Source organism: Anaerolineales bacterium (assembly GCA_015075725.1).
Classification (GTDB): Bacteria; Chloroflexota; Anaerolineae; order Anaerolineales; family Villigracilaceae; genus Villigracilis.
This window is the reverse complement of record JABTTV010000001.1, coordinates 697143-714975: the sequence shown is the minus strand read 5'-3', so window position 1 is coordinate 714975 and position 17833 is coordinate 697143. Positions and strand designations below refer to the sequence as shown.

Below are 17833 nucleotides of genomic sequence, written 5' to 3'. Positions count from 1 at the left end.
TGAATTATGACCTTTCGCGCTGAATCAAAAAGACCTGACAGGTTTTCGAACCCTGTCAGGTTTCGATTTATCTCGCGAGCGTAAGGTTTCCCGCACCCATTTCGATGACGAAGGTCAGAGTGGGACCTTCTCCTTTTTGGACGTAGTCATCCCCGCTTCTTTCCCAGCCGGTGGTTGCGTTCACATTCGACAACCCTCCCTGCACTGAGACCACCGCGTCCACCCCTTCGGGGACGATGATGATGAGGTTGCTGAACCCGGTCTCGATCTTGATCGAAGCGTCGCGCCGCAGGTCGCCGGAGAAGTCGAGGGTGTAATCGCCCGCGCCGGATGAGAAATCGAACAGAGTGAAATTCGCGTTTCCCAATCCAAGGATCTTCACATCCGAAGCGCCGGTGTTGTAGGTGAAGGTGCTCATCTCCACAGGGTTCGGTTCGGAGAAGGAGAGTTCCACGTTCGAAGCGCCATCTTTAATATCAAGGCGCGTGAGCGAGAGACCGCCAAATTCGAAGATGCCGTCATATGCGCCGGAATCAATGGACAGGTTCATCGGCTGGTCGCCGAGCTTCAGATCCCATTCGTTCTTGAGGTTGTTGAGGTTCGGAAAGATGTTGAAATCCCCATCCCCAACGCGGACCTCGACATCTCCGCCATTGGTGATGACCTCGGGCTTGAGTTCATCATAATTGTAGGTGGCGGTGCCGTCTACGAGCGCATCTGCGCCGGGATTAAGCGTCAGGTTGCCAGCGCCAAATTTAAGCGCCAGGTCGATCTCTTCCGAATCGGGATATTCGACATTGATCTCTTCCGTCACCTCGGGGCTGGGAGTCGGCGCTTCGGGAACGCTGATCCCACACGCCATTGCCGCCAGCGCAAGGACTGCGATAAAGATGATAAGTTTATGGTTCATAAAGAAAAACCTCCTCAGGTTAATGCCTGAAGAGGTATACGGTTGAGAATGGAAAATGGTTGCGAGGTTAGCGAGTCCACCCGCCGGGAAGGCGCATGACGCCGATGTAGACCAATAGAAGAGCTCCGAGGATGCAGAAAAGCGCATTGCGGAAGCGGATATTATCTGCGGCGTTCTTCCAGCGTGACGGCAGGTGGCCGAGAACCGCGGCCAGGATCATGGTAACAGCGTGCTCGATTCGGTAGGCTGGAAATCCGCCGCCGGAGTCGGAAAAACCAAGCCAGAGAATCAGGATGACTCCCAGCGTGGCTTGCAGGTCCATCAGGCCGCTGAACCCGGCAGCGAGGCCGCGGTCCATGCCTTTGAAGGCGCCGCCTCTCAGCCAGCCGACGGCAAATTTGACCACGGCAATGACGGCGATCAGAAGCACGAGCCACCTGAGGTGCGAATGGGCGATCAGAAGAAGGGTCATTTCGAAATCTCCGTGTTTGGATATGGGTTGCTTTACAGGATAAATGGAAAGATCGCTTTGCGTTCTATCGGAAAATCCTTGAATCGTTCGCGATACCAGGCCAGCGTGCGAATGGCGCGCGCGGAAAGATAGTCGAAGACGAAGAGCAGGATCAACCACGCCGCAAGATGACGGGAAAGCAGAGCGATGCCCAGCCAGGTAATTATCTCGAACAGGTAGTGCGGACAGATGACATGTTTGAACAATCCGCCTCTTGGTATGAAATAATCGAGCGAATCCATTCGCAAATCTGCCAGCAGTTTGTGATGATAAAAATTCCCGGCAATGCCGACGAGAAAAACAAGGATCCCAAGCACAAACCATGCATCGACGACGGGGATTGGGTTTTGATTCAGCCAGCCGATCAGATATGCGGCAAAGGAGTAGAATGATCCGACCAGAAGGGCGGTCAGGATGCCGGCCGTGCCGGAATATTTATGCAGAAAAAGGGATTCCAACACCCGTTTGAGGAAGTGTATGAATACCGCACCTCCCACGATCCATTGAACAAGATTCGCATTCGGCAGATAACCCCGCACGGAAAAGAACAATGCCACGATGGGCGCAGAGTAAATGAAAAACATGTAAAGACGTGAGGGTATGCCCCCCACCCGGCGAAACTTGCTGTAGTACATCATGGTCTGCCCGTAATATTCACCGGGGGCAACGCCTACCCCCAGAACGGCGAGAGCGATGTAAAGGATAGTATTGCCGGTTGTCCATTCGGGGAATATCATTGCGGGCTCCTTGGTGCGCGAATTATACAACAAGGGGTTCATCCTTTATAATTTCGATGATCTCTACGACAATTGGTTTCGATATGGAGGAACCCATGACCTACGACACGATTCTGACGGAAACCCGCGGACGGGTGGGTATCGTAACATTGAACCGCCCGAAAGCGATGAATGCCTTCAACCTCGTCATGCTCGGTGAGGTTTTTGATGCGCTGGAATCCCTCGACAAAGATGAAAACATCAACGCGATCATCGTCACAGGCAACGAAAAAGCCTTTGCCGCCGGGGCAGATATCAAAGAAATGGCGGAGGCGTCGTACGTGCAAATGCTGACCGAAGAACGCGTCCAGGTCTGGGACCGCATCCGCGGGATTCGCAAACCGGTTATCGCCGCAGTCTCAGGTTGGGCATTGGGTGGTGGATGCGAGTTTGCACTTTCCTGCGACATGATCATCGCGAGCGAATCCGCCAAGTTTGGACAACCTGAAATCACCATCGGCGTCATCCCCGGCGCGGGCGGCACGCAGCGTTTGGCTCGTCTTGTTGGCAAACATCTCGCCATGGAAATGGTCATCAATAACCGCACACTCACCGCACAGGAGGCGCTTCAATTCGGTATCGCAAATCGGCTTGTGCCTGTCGAAGGATATCTCGATGCCGCCGTCGCCTTTGCGGATGAGATCGCCTCGCGCGCGCCGCTCGCGGTCCGCATGGCAAAAGATTCGGTCAACGCCGCATTCGAGACCACGCTCACCGAAGGGCTTGCCGTCGAGAAACGAAATTTCTATCCGCTGTTCGCCACCGAAGATCAAAAAGAAGGCATGCGCGCCTTCGTCGAAAAACGCAAAGCGGATTGGAGGGGGAAGTAGTTTTGCAGTTCGTTGGACGAGTGGTCACATAATCGCATGGCTGATTTGGATTACTCGACCATTCGACCATTTGACCATAATGCCCGCCTCTCCTTCTGCGCTCAAATCTGCCTTCTCCGACCTTGGCTTGGGAAAACGCCTTGTCCTTGTCCACGCCTCCGACACCGTGGACGCGGACGAGTTGCTTGCGACTCTGCTCGAGACCACCCGCGGATTTATCACCCCGGCCTTTACGCCCAAAGCCTTGCTGCCTCTCGATTTTCATCCATCCAATTACAAAGCGGATATGAGATCAGCGGCTGAATCATTTCATCACTCCATGCCTGCGGATGATGTCTTCGGCCCTTTCCCGGAAATCGTCCGAAAGCATTCTCTTTCAAAACGTTCCTTGCATCCGGTGCTCTCTTTTACCGGCCTCCACGCAGATATGCTCATCCAATCTCAAACCCTACAAGATGCATACGCCCCCATCGCCGCACTTGCAGAAAAAGATGGCGTCATCCTTCTCGTCGGCGCCGACCAGCGTTTGAATTTCAGCATTCATTACGGAGAAAAACTTGCCGGACGCATGCAGTTTATCCGTTGGGCGCTGACGGCATATGGTGTGGTCGAATGTCCGCATTTTCCCGGCGACTCGGAAGGCTTCAACGCGATTTCCCAATCCATCAAATCGTTCACTCGTCATATCGAATTGGATGGGCTGGCTATCCAAGCCATGCCCGTCAAGGATCTATTGCGAACAGTGGTGAACACCATCCACGAAGACCCCTATTCGCTTCTGTGCGGCAGACCCGACTGCGAACGATGCGAAGCTGTTCGTTGGGGGTAAATGAACAAAAAACTCCTCGAAAGAGGAGTTTGTGAGCGCGGAGGGGATCGAACCCTCAACAAACGGCTTAAAAGGCCGCTGCTCTACCATTGAGCTACGCGCCCAGCTTGAAAGCGGATTGCATTCTATCACGGGCATATAGAGGCGTCAACGAATTATTACTTCTCTTCGTCAGTATCGATATGACCGGGCTTCTCCTTGCCCAACTCCAATGACCTCTGATACGCCGCCCACACCGCGCGTGAAATCGCCGTGCGGAAGCCAGCCTTTTCCAAATAATACAACGCCTCTGCAGATGTTCCGCCCGGCGAAGTGACCTGATTCCGCAGCGTGGCAGGATGTCTCGCCGCGCCTTGATAATACGACGCCGAGCCTTTGATGGTTTGCAGTACAAGTTGTTCCGCAATGCGGCGCGGAAAACCCATGTGGACTCCAGCATCGATCAGTGCTTCGGTAAAAAGAAAGACATAAGAGGGACCCGAACCGGAGAGCGCGGTCGCCATGTCGAGATAGCTTTCATCCTCAACGAAAACTTCTTCTCCCAAAGCGCCAAGAATGGCGCGGGTCATTTCCTGTTGTTCCTCGGTCACTTCTTTTGATGCTGTCCAGACCGTGATTCCCTCACCGATCTGGCCGGGCGTATTCGGCATCGAACGGACGACGGCTTTGTGCTTCAAGCCTGTGCTGATCTTCTTGATCGTCGCGCCCGCAATTATGGATAAGGCCAGCGCATCGCTTCGAACACCTTTGAGCCCCTTCATCACTTCGGTCAGCCGCTGCGGTTTGACGGAAAGAACCACCACGTCCGCTTCGTGACTGGCGGTGGAGTTATCCATGGTGAACTTCATCCCGTATTTTTTTTGCAATTCTTCCCCGCGCGCCTCCCGCGGCCCGGAAACAATGATATTCCTGGCGTCCGCCAGTTTTTTACGAAGCAAGCCCGCGATCATTGCCTCTGCCATCACACCAGGACCGATGAATGCGATTTTCTTTTTTAACATGAAAGGATCTCCATAAATTTTCATGTATTTTACCCCAGCGGACTTTGCAAACACGACTCGCAGAAAAAAGAAAGGGATGCGTTCGCATCCCTTTCATAATAAACTTGCTTTCTCCTACTCTTTCACTTCACCGTCCACCACATTACCGTCATGCGGGGAAGATGGACCGCCTTCGGGTTGAGGCTGCCCGCCCTGTCCCTGGGCGTACATCTGCTGGCTGAGAGCGTGGAAGGTGTGCTGCAGGTCCTCGGTCAATTTCTTGATGCGCTCCACATCCTCGCCTTGCGCGGCTTGCTTCAACTCGTTGACCTTGGTCTCGATGGAAGCCTTCTCAGCGGATGGGACCTTGTCGCCAAGTTCGCGCAACGCTTTCTCGATCTGATACGTGAGATTGTCCGCATCGTTCTTGACCTGGATCACTTCCCGGCGCTTCTTATCGGCGGCTTCGTTTTGGCGTGCCTCCTGAACCATGCGGTCGATGTCGTTCTTGTTCAGGTTGGTCGAAGCGGTGATGGTCACCTTTTGTTCCTTGCCTGTGGCTTTATCTTTCGCGGTCACATGCAGGATTCCGTTCGCGTCGATGTCAAATGTCACTTCGATCTGCGGAACACCGCGCGGTGCCGGTGGGATTCCGTCGAGGCGGAAGCGTCCGAGGCTCATATTGTCCTGCGCCATCGGACGTTCACCCTGCAGCACGTGGATGTCTACAGCAGTTTGATTATCCGCGGCGGTGGAATACACTTCGGTCTTGCGGACCGGGATGGTCGTGTTGCGTTCGATCATCACCGTCATCACGCTGCCCATTGTTTCGACGCCGAGCGAGAGCGGAGTCACATCCAGCAGGAGGATGTCTTTTACCTCGCCGCCTAACACACCGCCTTGAATTGCCGCCCCTACTGCAACGACTTCATCAGGATTGACGCCTTTATTCGGATCTTTTTGAGTTAACTTACGGACAAGGTCCGCGACCATCGGCATGCGGGTCGAGCCGCCGACCAAGACCACCTCATCGAGTTTATCGGGAGACAATCCGGCGTCTTTCAACGCTGCTTCGAACGGATGGCGGCAGCGCTGAAGCAGGTCTTCCGTCATTTGCTCGAACTTGGATCGGGATAGTTTCAACTGCAGGTGCTTCGGTCCGGTGGCATCGGCGGTGATGTACGGCAGGTTGATCTCCGTTTCCATCACGGTCGAGAGTTCGATCTTTGCCTTTTCCGCCGCTTCGCGCAAACGCTGTAACGCCTGGCGGTCGTTACGCAGGTCGATGCCCTGATCCTTCTTGAATTCATCCGCCGCCCAGTTGGTGATACGCTGGTCCCAGTCGTCGCCGCCTAGATGAGTGTCACCGTTGGTGGCTTTAACTTCGATCACACCTTCGCCTACTTCAAGGATCGAGACGTCGAACGTGCCGCCGCCGAGGTCGAAGACGAGAATCGTTTCATTTTTCTTTTTATCGAGTCCATACGCAAGGGCGGATGCTGTCGGCTCGTTGATGATGCGCAGGACTTCCAAGCCTGCGATCTTGCCTGCATCTTTGGTGGCTTGACGTTGGCTATCGTTGAAGTATGCAGGGACGGTGATGACCGCCTGTGTGACAGGTTCGCCCAGATACGCCTCAGCATCCGCCTTGAGCTTGCCCAACACCATCGCGCTTATTTCCTGCGGGGAATATTCCCTGCCATTGACGGGGACCTTCACACGCACATCGTCCGACGATCCCTTGATGACTTGAAATGGAACCATGCTGCGTTCATTAGCGGTCTCTTCGTAATGCCGTCCGATAAAACGCTTGATGGAATAGATAGTATTATCCGGGTTGACGACCGCCTGGCGTTTGGCGGTCTGCCCGACCATGCGCTCGCCGTTCTTATTGAACGCCACAACCGACGGGCATAGTCGTCCGCCCTCAGCAGTGGTGATGACAGTGGGGGAGCCGCCTTCCATGACAGCCACAACACTGTTGGTCGTGCCGAGATCGATGCCTATGATTTTACCCATGTGAAATCTCCTTACATTCCTTTATTGATGTGAAAATATTAAGCGATTTTTGCAAGAATTCTGTTAACACTCCATTGGTTTTGAATAAAAAGAGCCGCCTGAAAAAGACGGCTCTTACCTTCACGGGTCGGACCTGATCAGGGCTGTGCAATGTCGAAGGATTTTACATTGACCGTGATTGGCAGAACATTAAGGGAGGAAATATTGAAACCCACCTTGCCGTCCTTAAAGTTGTACACTCGATCGGGGAAGGATTTTAACTTGTCACCGTTGACATACATGGTAATTGTATTTCCGCTGCATTCCAACCCGTATTCATTGATTGCATTTCCCTGTTTCAGACCAGCAGCTCCGCCGTAATCGAGGGTATGGTATCCATCGTCGAACGCGTAGAGATACCAAACTCCGCCGCTTTCGACGCTGAATTCATACCATTTCCCGTTATTGTAGTCCAGGCGGCAGACCATGCTGACGTTGTTGTTATTGCGTCCAAGGTTCTCAGCAACCATTGTAATTTTCACATCGCCATATGTCTTTTTGTCATAGATGAAGTAAAAATACATATCAAGCTCACCGAGGTCGATCGTCAGTCCATCGCCTTTTTGCTCCATCGAGAGCTTGTCTTCCTCTTCAGAATTGGGACCGGTGAGAAAATGAACCCATTCGTCGAAGAACCGCTCATCCTCGAATTCTTCTGTGAAAAATTCTTTGTCGGCAAGGGTAGGCGTTGCAGTGGGCAGGGGTACCTCGGTGGCTGTTGCGGCAGGAGCGTCGGTGGCGGTGCTGGCTTTTATCGGAGCCGGAGGAATTGTGGCAGCCAGTGTAGGTTCGCCTCCAATGCCCAAAGCGGCGCAGGCCATACTCCAAACGATCATAAACGCGACCATGATCACGACCGGTGAATTTGATTGTTTCATTATCCGCTCTCCTTTTGTCACCCAAATTTGCTTAAATCAGTGTAGCAAATTTCCGATTCGAATACAAGCCGTTTTATAAGAAGATCTAAAATGGTGTGAAGACAGGATTACTTATCTTTGATTGAAATCCACTCGAGGGTTGCCGTCATGGGAATTTCTGTGAAGGAAGCGGCGGCAAAGCCGACATTGCCGCTGGTCAGTCCGTAATTTGTCGCGTCGAAGTGACGGATGGCGGAACCGTCCAGGTACAAATGAAGAAATCCATCTTCGCAGAACAACCCGAGTTCGATGCCGGGATCTAGGATCGAAAATTTATGTCCATCTCTTACAAGGGGGATATATTTAACGACCCCCGGCGATAGCCATTGCCCGAGAAGGAGGCTGTATGTTCCGTCGCTGGCAACGTTGAATTCATACCATCCGCTGCTTTCGTTGTATCGGCAGATCAAACCTACCGAGCCACCCGGCTTGACCGATGCCTTTGCGCGGATGAATACATTTGAATAGGAATGAACGACTTGAATTCCTATCATCCAGGCGTCAGGAGAAGATTGGTCGATGCGGAGCGATCCGTTGCCCGTGGAAATGGACGGCGCTTGCCCGCCCGCGGCTTGGAGAAATTTCCAGTATGGGGATGGTATGTCGAACTCTTCGGTGAAGTACGGTGGAGGCGGTACAGGTGTGGAGGGAGCGGATTCAGTGGAAAAAAAAGCCGGGGTTGACGATTCAAGTTCGGGGGGCGCGAGAGGCGTACCTGTCTGGGCAGATTCGTTCCCAGGCGTGGGGACGCCAAGATTGCAGGCAACGGTCAGGGTAAGACATCCAGTAAGAGCAAGGAAGAGTATTTTCATAGTTGTCGATCGCGGTTAATGATAATTGTCCAGCATCATGCTGGACAATTATAAGGTGGAGATGGCGGGAATTGAACCCGCGTCCGAAAGATTCGACCCTCGGAACTCTACGAGCGTAGCCTGCCGTTATTCGTCATCGCATGCATCCCGGCCGGCTGGTAAGCCTGCGACCATCCGCTGGTCTTTCGCGTGTTTAGCGGAGTCACACGCGGCACCCTACCTTTGTCTCGCCCGGTCCGTCACCGGGTGGGGAACGGGGACGGTGGACGTGACGCCCTTAGGCGCCAACCGTTACGATCTCGTCGCACTAGGCGGCGAGGGGCATAGCGGCGTAAGTGCGGTTGTTGGCACTTAAAGTTTGCGCTGATTTTACGAGGTCGGCGCGCGCTCGGCTCGCATTCCGGAACCAGCCTCTCCCGTCGAAGCCTGTCATCCCCGTGGAACGGCTTTCCGGTGTTTGGAAATTCCGGGCTGTTATTATTATAGCATTATATTCGGACGAAAGTTGCGCACTTGTCCGTTATAATTGGTATATCAGGTCGGCACTTGTTTGCAGGAGTGCGGGACCTGTGTATGAGGCTTTCAATGTCTGAAAAAATCCTGGTGATAGATGATGACGTAGATACCCTGCGGCTGGTGGGGCTGATGCTCCAGCGACAGCAGTATCAGGTCAGCGCTGCTTCGAACGGTACGCAGGGGCTGGAGAAAGCGCTTGATGAAAGGCCGGATTTAATTCTCCTTGATGTGATGATGCCGGATATGGACGGATTCGAAGTCACCCGCCGCTTGCGAAAAAATCCCGCCACTGCTTCCATCCCGATTCTCATGTTCACTGCGAAGACCCAGTTGGACGATAAAGTAACAGGATTCGAGGTTGGCGCGGACGACTACCTGACCAAACCCACGCACCCCACTGAACTCCTCTCCCATGTGAAAGCCCTGCTGTCGCGCGCCACGCCGAAGGGTGCCGATGAGGTTGAACCTCCCACCAGGGAAAAGGATGGATACCTGATCGGTGTCATTTCTGCCCGCGCTGGGTTGGGAGTTTCCACTGTTGCGATCAACATCGCTGCAGGTCTTCAGAGGCATTCCAAGTCGGAAGTAATCGTTGCTGAATTGACGCCGGGGCAGGGAACGCTGGGCATGGATTTGGGGCTTCCGCCTCAAAACGGATTGTCGGAGATTCTGCGGGGTACGGCAGCGGAGGTGACCCGCGAGAAAGTGAAAAGCTCACTAGTGGAGCACAGTTCGGGCGTGAAGTTACTTGTCGCTTCTGAAAATCCGCGCGAAGTGGACCTGGTTGCAAAGGTCGAAAACCTCAATACGCTTGCCCTGCGTTTGTCGACGCTTGCCCGCTTCGTTGTTTTGGATTTGGGCTCGGGATTGCCGTCATCCGCTCAGAAGCTGCTGACATTGTGCGCGGAACGGATTATCGTCATGGAGGGAACCCCCAATTCCATCCGTCACACAAAACTGCTGCTGGATGAATTCAGCGTCATAAATGTGAATCCAAAAACCGTGTCGGTCATTTTGAACAATCGTCAACGATCGGAGGCGCAAATTCCTTTAAAACGGTCCCAGGAGCAATTGGGTCATCCCATCCTGGCGGGACTCACTCCAATGCCGGAACTATTTCTTCAGTCCTTGCGCACCCAAACGCCGGCCGTGATCGCGCAACCGACGAACATGGTCTCACAGGAATTCATCAAGATCGCGGACGGGATTCTCCAGCGCGAAAAGGCGCGATGACCCCGCTTTCTCCCCAGACCCGGACGAACATCGATTATGCCGCGGATCTTATTCGCCAATCCAAACACGCTGTCATCCTGACCGGAGCGGGGATATCCACACCGTCGGGGATTCCCGATTTTCGCTCCACGGGGACAGGTTTATGGTCGCGCGATGAACCGCTGGAAGTGGCATCCCTCAGCGCGTTTCGCACAAAGCCGGGTCAGTTCTTTGAATGGTTCCGTCCGCTGGCACGTCAAATGTTCGATGCCAAACCGAATTCAGCGCACACAGCCCTGGCAGAACTTGAGACGCGCGGATATATCAAAGCCATCATCACCCAAAATATCGACACCCTTCATCAAAAATCCGGTTCGAAAATTGTCATTGAAATGCACGGCACCATGGAAACACTGACATGCACACAGTGTTATCATCGAGTGCAGGCAGAATCATACATCGGGCGTTTCGTGGAATGTGGCGAGATTCCCCGCTGCCCGAAATGCGCGCAAGTGCTCAAACCGGACGTGATCCTGTTCGGTGAACAGCTGCCGCAGGCTGCGTGGTTCATGGCGCAGCGCGAGGCGCGTGCCTGCGACCTGATGCTGGTGGCGGGCTCCTCACTCGAGGTGCTCCCGGTGGCGGGTTTGCCCATGCAGGCGCTCGACCGCGGAGCCCATTTGATCGTCATCAATAACATGTCCACGTATATCAACGTCCGCGCGGATGTTGTCATCCTCGATGATGTCGCCACGATCCTGCCAGCGATCGCAGAAAGAGTCTTGAATGGCTGAAATCAAAACGGAAAGATTGGATAGTTACCGCCGCCTGATCGACATCTCGCGCGATCTCGCTTCGACCCTCGACCTGGACATCCTGCTCAGCCGGATCGTTCATGCCGCAGCTGAGATCAGCGGCGCGGAGGCGGCTTCGATCCTGTTGTACGATGATGCTTCGCGGCAACTGTATTTCCAGGTTTCCACCAACATGGATGAATCCACGCGGCGCGGAATCACCGTCCCGCTCGATGGGAGCATTGCCGGGTGGATCGTGACCAACCGCAAACCGGTGCGCATCACCGACGCTCACGAAGACAAACGTTTTTATTCGAATGTGGAAGCGATCACGGGGTTGTCCACGCAGTCCCTGCTTGGCATTCCGCTGATCACCAAGAACAAGATCGTCGGCGTGCTGGAGGCATTGAACAAGCACCGGGGGAAGTTCACCGAGACGGATGAGTCCCTGCTTTTGGTGTTGGGTGCGCAGGCGGCCGTGGCGATAGAAAACACGCGCCTCTTCCAGCAATCCGACTTGATCTCCGAGTTCGTGCATGAACTACGCACGCCGCTTTCTTCTCTCAGCACCGCCACATATTTATTGCTGCGCCCGGAGATGTCGCAAGACCAGCGCGATCAGATCATCCAGAACATCCATAACGAGACCATGCGGCTAAACGCGCTGGCTTCTTCCTTCCTCGACCTGGCGCGCTTGGAGTCGGGTCGCGTGCAATACCGCAAAACCGTATTCAGCCTGGCGGACCTGATGTACGAGTGCAAGGACATCATGGCGACCAAGGCAGTGGAAGACAACATCCACCTGCGGGTCGAATCGCCGGAGGGTTTGCCGCTTGTGGATGCCGACCGCGACAAGATTAAACAGGTCTTCCTGAATCTGTTGAGCAATTCCATCAAGTACAACCGCCCCAACGGGAGCGTCCTTTTGCGCGCCGAGATGCGTGAGAACGAGATCATGATCGTGATCCAGGATACCGGTATCGGCATCCCGGACGAAGCGCTCCCGCATCTTTTCCAAAAGTTCTACCGCGTGCGTGAACACGAAACCCGCGCCTCGGGTACAGGCCTGGGGTTATCCATCTGTAAACAGATCGTGCAGGGACATGGCGGACGGATCGAGGTCAAAAGCAAAATGGGAGTCGGAACCGTTTTTATGCTCTATCTACCCCGCTCGACCAAAACCATTCCACGCGATCTCGTCGCAGAGTCGTCGCTCAGGAAAGTGAAGAAATAGGGAGCGCCGTTCGTGTGGGAAATAAGTACGGTTTGACTTTTTTGATTGAAGGGAATAAACTAGGCACGAGCAATTGATATTATTTTCGGAGGAAGAAGATGGCACAATTTCAATTCGTCATGCGTTCGGGACCCACGCCGGGAGTCACCTTTCCGCTGGATGGAGACCAGCTCACCATTGGGCGCGATTCGACCAACGGTGTCGCGATCAACGATGCGGAAATTTCCCGCAAACATGCGCGCCTCATGTTCCAGGGCGGTAAATATGTGCTGGAAGATCTCGGCTCGACCAACGGCACGTTCGTCAATGGGCAGCGCCTTGCGGGCCCGGTCGTGCTCAAGCCAGGTGATGTTGTTTCACTCGGTGAACAGATCGTCCTGATGTATGATGCCATCGCCGGTGATGCTGGAGCGACGGTGGCCGTCTCTCGCAAAGCAGTCCAACCTTCGCCCCCGGCATATTCCGCTCCCCAGCAATCATACTCAGCACCTCCTCCTGCCTATTCTGCGCCCCCCGCAGCCAAGAAGACCAACATGATGCCGATTTTCATTGGCGTCGGCGTGTTGTTGTTCCTCTGTGTATGCGGCGGCTTTTTCTGGTGGGTGGACGCAACCTACCGTTGGTGCACCTTCTTCCCCTTCATTTCGGGTTGTTAGTAACGAAATTTACGCCCCGCGAGTAATTACTCGCGGGGCGTTTTATTTTATGGACAGCCGGTTGTAAAATGCAACATCTTTGATAGAATCGAAGAAAAGATCGTCGATATCCGATCATTTCACCGGGATCACCGCCTATGGAACCGACCTCCAAACCGACTTCGCCTGTCTGGGGCACAAACACCAAACTCGTCATCGCGCTGACCATCGTGGTCGTAATCGGCGCGTTACTGGTCAAATTCCAGTTCATCATCACACCACTGGTGATGGCATTCCTTCTTTCCTATCTTTTCCACCCCGTTGCGGACCTTTTACAGCGCAAACTGCGCTTTTCGTGGAACGCCTCGGTGGGCGTAATCTTCCTGTTTATCATCATCCTTTTGCTGGGTCTGCTCACGCTGGGCGGTGTGGGATTGGTGCAACAAATCCAAAGTCTTGTAGTCATCGTGCAGGATGCGCTGCGTACCCTGCCGCAATTGATCGAAAAAATCTCTGGCCAGGTGTATCAATTCGGTCCCTTCAGATTTGATTTCAGCGCCCTGGACTTGAGCGACCTGAGCCAGCAGGTTTTCGGCATGATACAGCCCCTGCTCAGCCGTACGGGCACCTTGCTTGGCACAGTGGCGGGAAGCGCCGCAAATTTTCTCGGCTGGACGTTATTCGTCCTGCTTGTTTCCTACTTTACACTCATCGAAAGCCGCGGTTTGCGCGACCAGATCATTACGGTTGAAATCCCCGGATACAACCAGGATTTTGCCCGCCTCAGCCGCGAACTGGGCCGCATTTGGAACGCCTTCCTTCGCGGGCAGATCATCATCTTCTTTATGGCGGTGGCCATTTATTCGATCGTCCTTAGCGTGCTTGGTGTAAGCTATGCCATTGGTCTTGCATTCCTTGCCGGGCTGGCGCGCTTCGTTCCTTATGTAGGCCCGGCGGTCAACTGGACATTACTTGTCATCGTCGCTTATTTTCAACAATATTCCCTCTTTCATCTTCCGGACCTGACATATACCTTCATCGTCCTTATCGTCGCGCTGATCATAGATCAGATATTCGATAACATCGTCAATCCGCGCATCATGTCGAGCGCATTGAAGGTGCATCCCGCTGCCGTGCTCGTGGCCGCCATCATTGCCGCGAACCTTTTCGGCATCCTTGGGGTCGTCGTTGCCGCGCCCATTCTTGCCACGGCTGCGCTGCTTTGGAATTATGTCATGCGCAAGATGTTCGACCTGGATCCATTCCCGGAAAAAGAAGCAACTCAACCGGCGCCGCCTCCCGGCTCGCGGATCATGGTCGCAATCCGCCGCTTCTTCCGGGACCGGAAATTTGGCGCAAAAAAATAAGCCGATCGCTCCGCGTAATGTGCGTTCACTATCGCGCTTTTGGCGCAAGAGGGCGCCGCCTACACATTGTTATGTTTTTAGGAGACATCATGAATAATACCCAGGATCTTAATACCGAAACCATCGCCGAAACCGAAAACTTCAGCGCACTGCGGGCGGACGAACCCGACGGCGAGACGGTGTACTATCTGCAATTGGGACGCGCCACTTTGAACTTCTTCACCGAGGAATGGGAGGAACTGATGGCGGCGATCCCTGAATTGATTCAAACCCGACCCGACGATGACGGGATGTATGCCGTCTCATTCGATAATGTCGACATCTGGCTGGATAAAGAAGACTGGGCGGAGTTCGTAAACCTGATGCGCGGTTTGGAAAAATAAGACGGTATGCGCAGGGCGTGTTATAAAACGCGCCGATCGATCTCAATCGATGAAAAAACTCCGCAATTCAATCACAGACGTGCCCGGCATCGAAGTGGGACATGCGCAGAATAAAAGGGCGCTGACCGGCTGCACCGTGATCCTGTGCCGCAAGGGGGCTGTCGCCGGTGTGGATGTGCGCGGCGGCGCGCCCGGTACACGTGAAACGGATTTGTTGAGTCCGGGCAATCTGGTTCAACAGGTTCATGCTGTATTATTGTCAGGCGGTTCCGCGTTTGGGCTGGATGCGGCATCGGGGGTGATGCGCTATCTCGAGGAGAATCAGATCGGGTTCCAGACTCGCGAGGCGTTCGTTCCCATCGTGCCATCCGCGATTTTGTACGATCTTGATCTGGGCGATTCCAAAATCCGCCCGGATGCGAAGATGGGATATCAGGCGTGCCTGAATGCGTCGCGGGATGAAACGACCGAGGGTGTGGCGGGGGCGGGAACGGGTGCGAGCGTTGGCAAAATGCTTGGAAAGAGTCAAGCGATGAAGTCGGGGATTGGAGGCGCGAGCGTTCACATCGGCAGGGGGGTTGTTGTGGGCGCGCTTGCCGCGGTCAATGCGTTGGGAGATGTGTACGATCCGAAGACGGGTGAAATTGCAGCCGGAATACGCGGTGAAAAAAAGACGATGGAGTTGATGAGGCTGCTTTCATTCAATCGTGCGCCGAAACAAAACACCGTGATCGGCGTCGTTGCGGTGAACGCAGGTTTTACAAAGGCTGATATGACGCGCATTGCGCAAATGGCGCATGATGGAATGGCGCGGGCGATCCGACCCGTGCATACGCAATATGACGGCGATACGATCTTTGCGCTTGCCACAGGCGGTAAAAAAGCCGATCTTTCCGTCGTTGGCGCATTTGCCGCGGAGGTTTTTGCGGAGGCGATCGTCCGCGCAGTGCGGGCATCGGTTTCGACAGGGGGCTTGCCAGGGCTGGCTGGCAAAGAGAAAAATCAATGACGGACCGGAAACTGGTGATTTTTTTGCGTGTGCTTGTCAGCGCCGTGACTGGCATGGTGATCTCATTTGCGGCGGCGCAGTCCTTTTTTGACCTCGACTCGCGCGCTTTTCTTGACCAATTATTTTTGGTTTTGATCCCGGCCCTTGCAATATTTGCATGTTGTTTGTATCTGTTTCCCATTCTTGAAAAATCTCTCGAGCGCACGTTCTTCCCCGCCCGCTTCTTTATCATCCTTTGGGCGATTCTCTCCACCCTTCTCCTGCTGTTTGTTTCCAGCCTTTCGCCGCTTTCGTTCCTCTCTCTTTTTATAATTTTTTTTCTCCTCTCCCTTCCTGCCGCGCCTTCCATCCAGAATCTGATCGAAGCAGGCGGACGCCGCCGGGTATTTGGCGCGTGGTTGTTCGCGTTCTTTGCAAGTTCGCTGCTCGTCGGTTTTTTGGATGATTTCTATTCCAGCCCGGTCGAGATCGTTCTGCTGACATTGATGTCGCAGGCGGTTTTCGGCGTTGGCGGTTATTTCATGATGGGCAGGGTGCGGCGTGTTGCGGGCGAACGCTGGTTCGATGCCCTCATTCACAGTTCTTTGTTCCTGCTGCTGATCGGCTTCATCATCTGGCTGTTCCAATCCAGCCGAGTCGTTTCTCTCTTCCCGATCGGTTACTTCATTTTGAACCACGGAACGAGCGATGTATTTTTATACACCAGCCTGCTTGCCCTGCCGTGGCAGGCATGGCTGCACATCAAACTCAAGTTCGCCGGTTTTTATAACCGGTTCAAGTCGACGAAAATCTATGCCTATGTCAGCGCCAACCTGGCGGGATTTTCGCTTTCTTTTGCCTTTTTCGTTCTGTATCTTGTTTTTGCTTCCGTCATCAACGACCCGCGTTTCGACGTCGATGATATCTTCTTCGACGCCGACGGGATGAATTGGCGCGTCCGGCTCACGACCGATAATTGGAGCGATTTCTATGAGCGTTCAGTGCATCCCTTTGTGCTGCTTCTCTTCAAGCCGCCTGTTGACCTGCTCGGCTTCCTGCTCAAGGGGAACAAACTCTGGGGCGCGTACCTCTTCACTGCTTTGGGCGGCGCGGCGTGTGTGTACCTTGTTTGGCTCTTCATCAAATCCGCAACAGGGAGTTCAGCCTACGCTTCGTTGATTGCTTCGCTGTTGGGATTCACCGCCTCGCACCTGGTCTTTGGCTCGCTGATCGAATCGTACATTTTTCTCGCCGCGAGTTTGATCCTGTTCTTTGTCCTGCTCATCAAGGATAGACCGCTCCCGGCATTGCTCGCCGCGAGTCTGACGACCATCGGCATCACGCATACGAACTTTGCCCAGAATGTGATCGCGCTTTTCACGGTCAAACCGAACATCAGGCAGATGATCCGCTTTGGTGTCACAGTGTTTGTATTTTTGATTTTGCTAACCCTGTTGAACAACCTGCTCTTCCCCGATGCGCACCCTTTCTTCTTCGTGCCGTCCACTTTGCAGGCGGAACAGCAGAATTTATTCCCGTTGAATTCCCTGCGGATTCAAGCATTGACCCGCGCCTTCCTCTTCCACAACATCGCGGCGCCTTCGCCCATCTTCTACGACAAGGACATTCCCTTCATTCAATTCCGGTTTTTCAAACCGGAGATCGACGAACTCAGCCGGTATGACTTGCCGATACAGGACGCCGCTTCATGGTTCTGGCTGGCGTTGCTTCTCCTTGGCGGTGTTTTGTTCTTGATGAACCTGAAGAAAAACCCTCACCTGCGATTTTCCTTTGCCTTGATCGGATGTATGCTCCTCAACCTGGGACTCCACTTGCGCTACGGCAAGGAGTTGTTCCTTTATACGCCCAATTGGACTTACGCGTTGATTCTGTTGCTGGGGCTTTCGTGGAATGGAATCCACGACCGCAAATGGTTCCAGGCGGTCTTGCTGATATTTCTATTTCTGCTGGCTTGGAATAACGGGGTTTTGCTTTCGACGATATTAAATGTGCTGGGGATGCAGGTGTAATCTTGCGTAGGGCGCGTACTCTTACGCGCTTCGGTATCGGTCGGCGTTTGA

17 protein-coding genes, 1 tRNA gene and 1 other RNA gene are annotated in these 17833 nt (G+C 53.9%); 10 read left to right on the top strand and 9 right to left on the bottom strand.

The genetic code is table 11. The features are described from left to right. Positions 1-67: 67 nt before the first annotated feature. From HS100_03485 to HS100_03475, 3 genes are all read right to left on the bottom strand, one after another. Positions 68-910: a hypothetical protein gene (locus HS100_03485; GenBank protein ID MBE7432950.1), complete on the bottom strand. Its 843-nt coding sequence runs from the start codon at positions 908-910 to the stop codon at positions 68-70. Between the two features lie 67 nt (positions 911-977). After that, the gene (locus HS100_03480) at positions 978-1382 is read right to left on the bottom strand and encodes a hypothetical protein (protein MBE7432949.1); all 405 of its coding nucleotides are present in this window, start codon (positions 1380-1382) and stop codon (positions 978-980) included. Between the two features lie 32 nt (positions 1383-1414). Beyond that, the gene (locus HS100_03475) at positions 1415-2158 is read right to left on the bottom strand and encodes a DUF1295 domain-containing protein (protein ID MBE7432948.1); all 744 of its coding nucleotides are present in this window, start codon (positions 2156-2158) and stop codon (positions 1415-1417) included. Positions 2159-2253: 95 nt separating this feature from the next. Between HS100_03475 and HS100_03470 the strand changes: the two genes are divergently transcribed. Continuing rightward, complete coding sequence (locus tag HS100_03470; protein MBE7432947.1) at positions 2254-3027, top strand: enoyl-CoA hydratase/isomerase family protein; 774 nt, start codon at positions 2254-2256, stop codon at positions 3025-3027. 79 nt (positions 3028-3106) lie between these two features. Beyond that, a complete protein-coding gene (locus tag HS100_03465) occupies positions 3107-3856 on the top strand; it encodes an AAC(3) family N-acetyltransferase (protein ID MBE7432946.1) in 750 nt (249 codons plus the stop codon). A 32-nt stretch (positions 3857-3888) separates the two neighbouring features. Here HS100_03465 and HS100_03460 read toward each other — a convergent pair. From HS100_03460 to ssrA, 6 genes are all read right to left on the bottom strand, one after another. After that, positions 3889-3960, bottom strand: a tRNA-Lys gene (locus HS100_03460). A gap of 54 nt (positions 3961-4014) precedes the next feature. Next, entirely contained in the window at positions 4015-4857 is an 843-nt protein-coding gene (locus tag HS100_03455; GenBank protein MBE7432945.1) for a pyrroline-5-carboxylate reductase, read from the bottom strand. 114 nt (positions 4858-4971) lie between these two features. Continuing rightward, positions 4972-6855 (bottom strand): molecular chaperone DnaK, encoded by a 1884-nt coding sequence (gene dnaK / locus HS100_03450; GenBank protein ID MBE7432944.1) that lies wholly within the window; start codon positions 6853-6855, stop codon positions 4972-4974. 137 nt (positions 6856-6992) lie between these two features. Continuing rightward, the gene (locus HS100_03445) at positions 6993-7772 is read right to left on the bottom strand and encodes a hypothetical protein (protein MBE7432943.1); all 780 of its coding nucleotides are present in this window, start codon (positions 7770-7772) and stop codon (positions 6993-6995) included. Positions 7773-7879: 107 nt separating this feature from the next. Then, positions 7880-8623 (bottom strand): hypothetical protein, encoded by a 744-nt coding sequence (locus HS100_03440; protein ID MBE7432942.1) that lies wholly within the window; start codon positions 8621-8623, stop codon positions 7880-7882. A 53-nt stretch (positions 8624-8676) separates the two neighbouring features. After that, positions 8677-9060: a transfer-messenger RNA gene (gene ssrA, locus HS100_03435) on the bottom strand. A gap of 148 nt (positions 9061-9208) precedes the next feature. On the opposite strand from ssrA, the gene HS100_03430 reads away from it, so the two are divergent. The 8 genes from HS100_03430 to HS100_03395 all read left to right on the top strand — a co-directional run bounded on the left by HS100_03430 (position 9209) and on the right by HS100_03395 (position 17782). Beyond that, positions 9209-10372 (top strand): response regulator, encoded by a 1164-nt coding sequence (locus HS100_03430; GenBank protein MBE7432941.1) that lies wholly within the window; start codon positions 9209-9211, stop codon positions 10370-10372. Beyond that, positions 10369-11145 (top strand): NAD-dependent deacylase, encoded by a 777-nt coding sequence (locus tag HS100_03425; GenBank protein ID MBE7432940.1) that lies wholly within the window; start codon positions 10369-10371, stop codon positions 11143-11145. The genes HS100_03430 and HS100_03425 overlap by 4 nt, the downstream gene beginning before the upstream one ends. Beyond that, positions 11138-12379 (top strand): GAF domain-containing protein, encoded by a 1242-nt coding sequence (locus HS100_03420; protein MBE7432939.1) that lies wholly within the window; start codon positions 11138-11140, stop codon positions 12377-12379. The genes HS100_03425 and HS100_03420 overlap by 8 nt, the downstream gene beginning before the upstream one ends. Before the next feature lie 98 nt (positions 12380-12477). Then, entirely contained in the window at positions 12478-13035 is a 558-nt protein-coding gene (locus tag HS100_03415; GenBank protein MBE7432938.1) for an FHA domain-containing protein, read from the top strand. Between the two features lie 137 nt (positions 13036-13172). Then, on the top strand, positions 13173-14381 hold the full coding sequence (locus HS100_03410; protein MBE7432937.1) for an AI-2E family transporter: 1209 nt from the start codon (positions 13173-13175) through the stop codon (positions 14379-14381). An 89-nt stretch (positions 14382-14470) separates the two neighbouring features. Then, positions 14471-14764 carry a hypothetical protein gene (locus HS100_03405; GenBank protein ID MBE7432936.1) on the top strand — a complete coding sequence of 98 codons (294 nt, stop codon included), beginning with the start codon at positions 14471-14473 and terminating at the stop codon, positions 14762-14764. 49 nt (positions 14765-14813) lie between these two features. Continuing rightward, positions 14814-15773, top strand: coding sequence for a P1 family peptidase (locus tag HS100_03400; GenBank protein MBE7432935.1), 960 nt, complete (start codon positions 14814-14816; stop codon positions 15771-15773). Continuing rightward, entirely contained in the window at positions 15770-17782 is a 2013-nt protein-coding gene (locus HS100_03395; GenBank protein MBE7432934.1) for a hypothetical protein, read from the top strand. Before HS100_03400 ends, HS100_03395 begins: the two co-directional genes overlap by 4 nt. Positions 17783-17833: the final 51 nt, after the last annotated feature.

What these genes read in the sequence shown, in the direction of transcription:
- HS100_03485 (MBE7432950.1), bottom strand. Translation starts at nt 910, where the DNA reads ATGAACCATAAACTTATCATCTTTATCGCAGTCCTTGCGCTGGCGGCA.
- HS100_03480 (MBE7432949.1), bottom strand. Translation starts at nt 1,382, where the DNA reads ATGACCCTTCTTCTGATCGCCCATTCGCACCTCAGGTGGCTCGTGCTT.
- HS100_03475 (MBE7432948.1), bottom strand. Translation starts at nt 2,158, where the DNA reads ATGATATTCCCCGAATGGACAACCGGCAATACTATCCTTTACATCGCT.
- HS100_03470 (MBE7432947.1), top strand. Translation starts at nt 2,254, where the DNA reads ATGACCTACGACACGATTCTGACGGAAACCCGCGGACGGGTGGGTATC.
- HS100_03465 (MBE7432946.1), top strand. Translation starts at nt 3,107, where the DNA reads ATGCCCGCCTCTCCTTCTGCGCTCAAATCTGCCTTCTCCGACCTTGGC.
- HS100_03455 (MBE7432945.1), bottom strand. Translation starts at nt 4,857, where the DNA reads ATGTTAAAAAAGAAAATCGCATTCATCGGTCCTGGTGTGATGGCAGAG.
- dnaK (MBE7432944.1), bottom strand. Translation starts at nt 6,855, where the DNA reads ATGGGTAAAATCATAGGCATCGATCTCGGCACGACCAACAGTGTTGTG.
- HS100_03445 (MBE7432943.1), bottom strand. Translation starts at nt 7,772, where the DNA reads ATGAAACAATCAAATTCACCGGTCGTGATCATGGTCGCGTTTATGATC.
- HS100_03440 (MBE7432942.1), bottom strand. Translation starts at nt 8,623, where the DNA reads ATGAAAATACTCTTCCTTGCTCTTACTGGATGTCTTACCCTGACCGTT.
- HS100_03430 (MBE7432941.1), top strand. Translation starts at nt 9,209, where the DNA reads ATGTCTGAAAAAATCCTGGTGATAGATGATGACGTAGATACCCTGCGG.
- HS100_03425 (MBE7432940.1), top strand. Translation starts at nt 10,369, where the DNA reads ATGACCCCGCTTTCTCCCCAGACCCGGACGAACATCGATTATGCCGCG.
- HS100_03420 (MBE7432939.1), top strand. Translation starts at nt 11,138, where the DNA reads ATGGCTGAAATCAAAACGGAAAGATTGGATAGTTACCGCCGCCTGATC.
- HS100_03415 (MBE7432938.1), top strand. Translation starts at nt 12,478, where the DNA reads ATGGCACAATTTCAATTCGTCATGCGTTCGGGACCCACGCCGGGAGTC.
- HS100_03410 (MBE7432937.1), top strand. Translation starts at nt 13,173, where the DNA reads ATGGAACCGACCTCCAAACCGACTTCGCCTGTCTGGGGCACAAACACC.
- HS100_03405 (MBE7432936.1), top strand. Translation starts at nt 14,471, where the DNA reads ATGAATAATACCCAGGATCTTAATACCGAAACCATCGCCGAAACCGAA.
- HS100_03400 (MBE7432935.1), top strand. Translation starts at nt 14,814, where the DNA reads ATGAAAAAACTCCGCAATTCAATCACAGACGTGCCCGGCATCGAAGTG.
- HS100_03395 (MBE7432934.1), top strand. Translation starts at nt 15,770, where the DNA reads ATGACGGACCGGAAACTGGTGATTTTTTTGCGTGTGCTTGTCAGCGCC.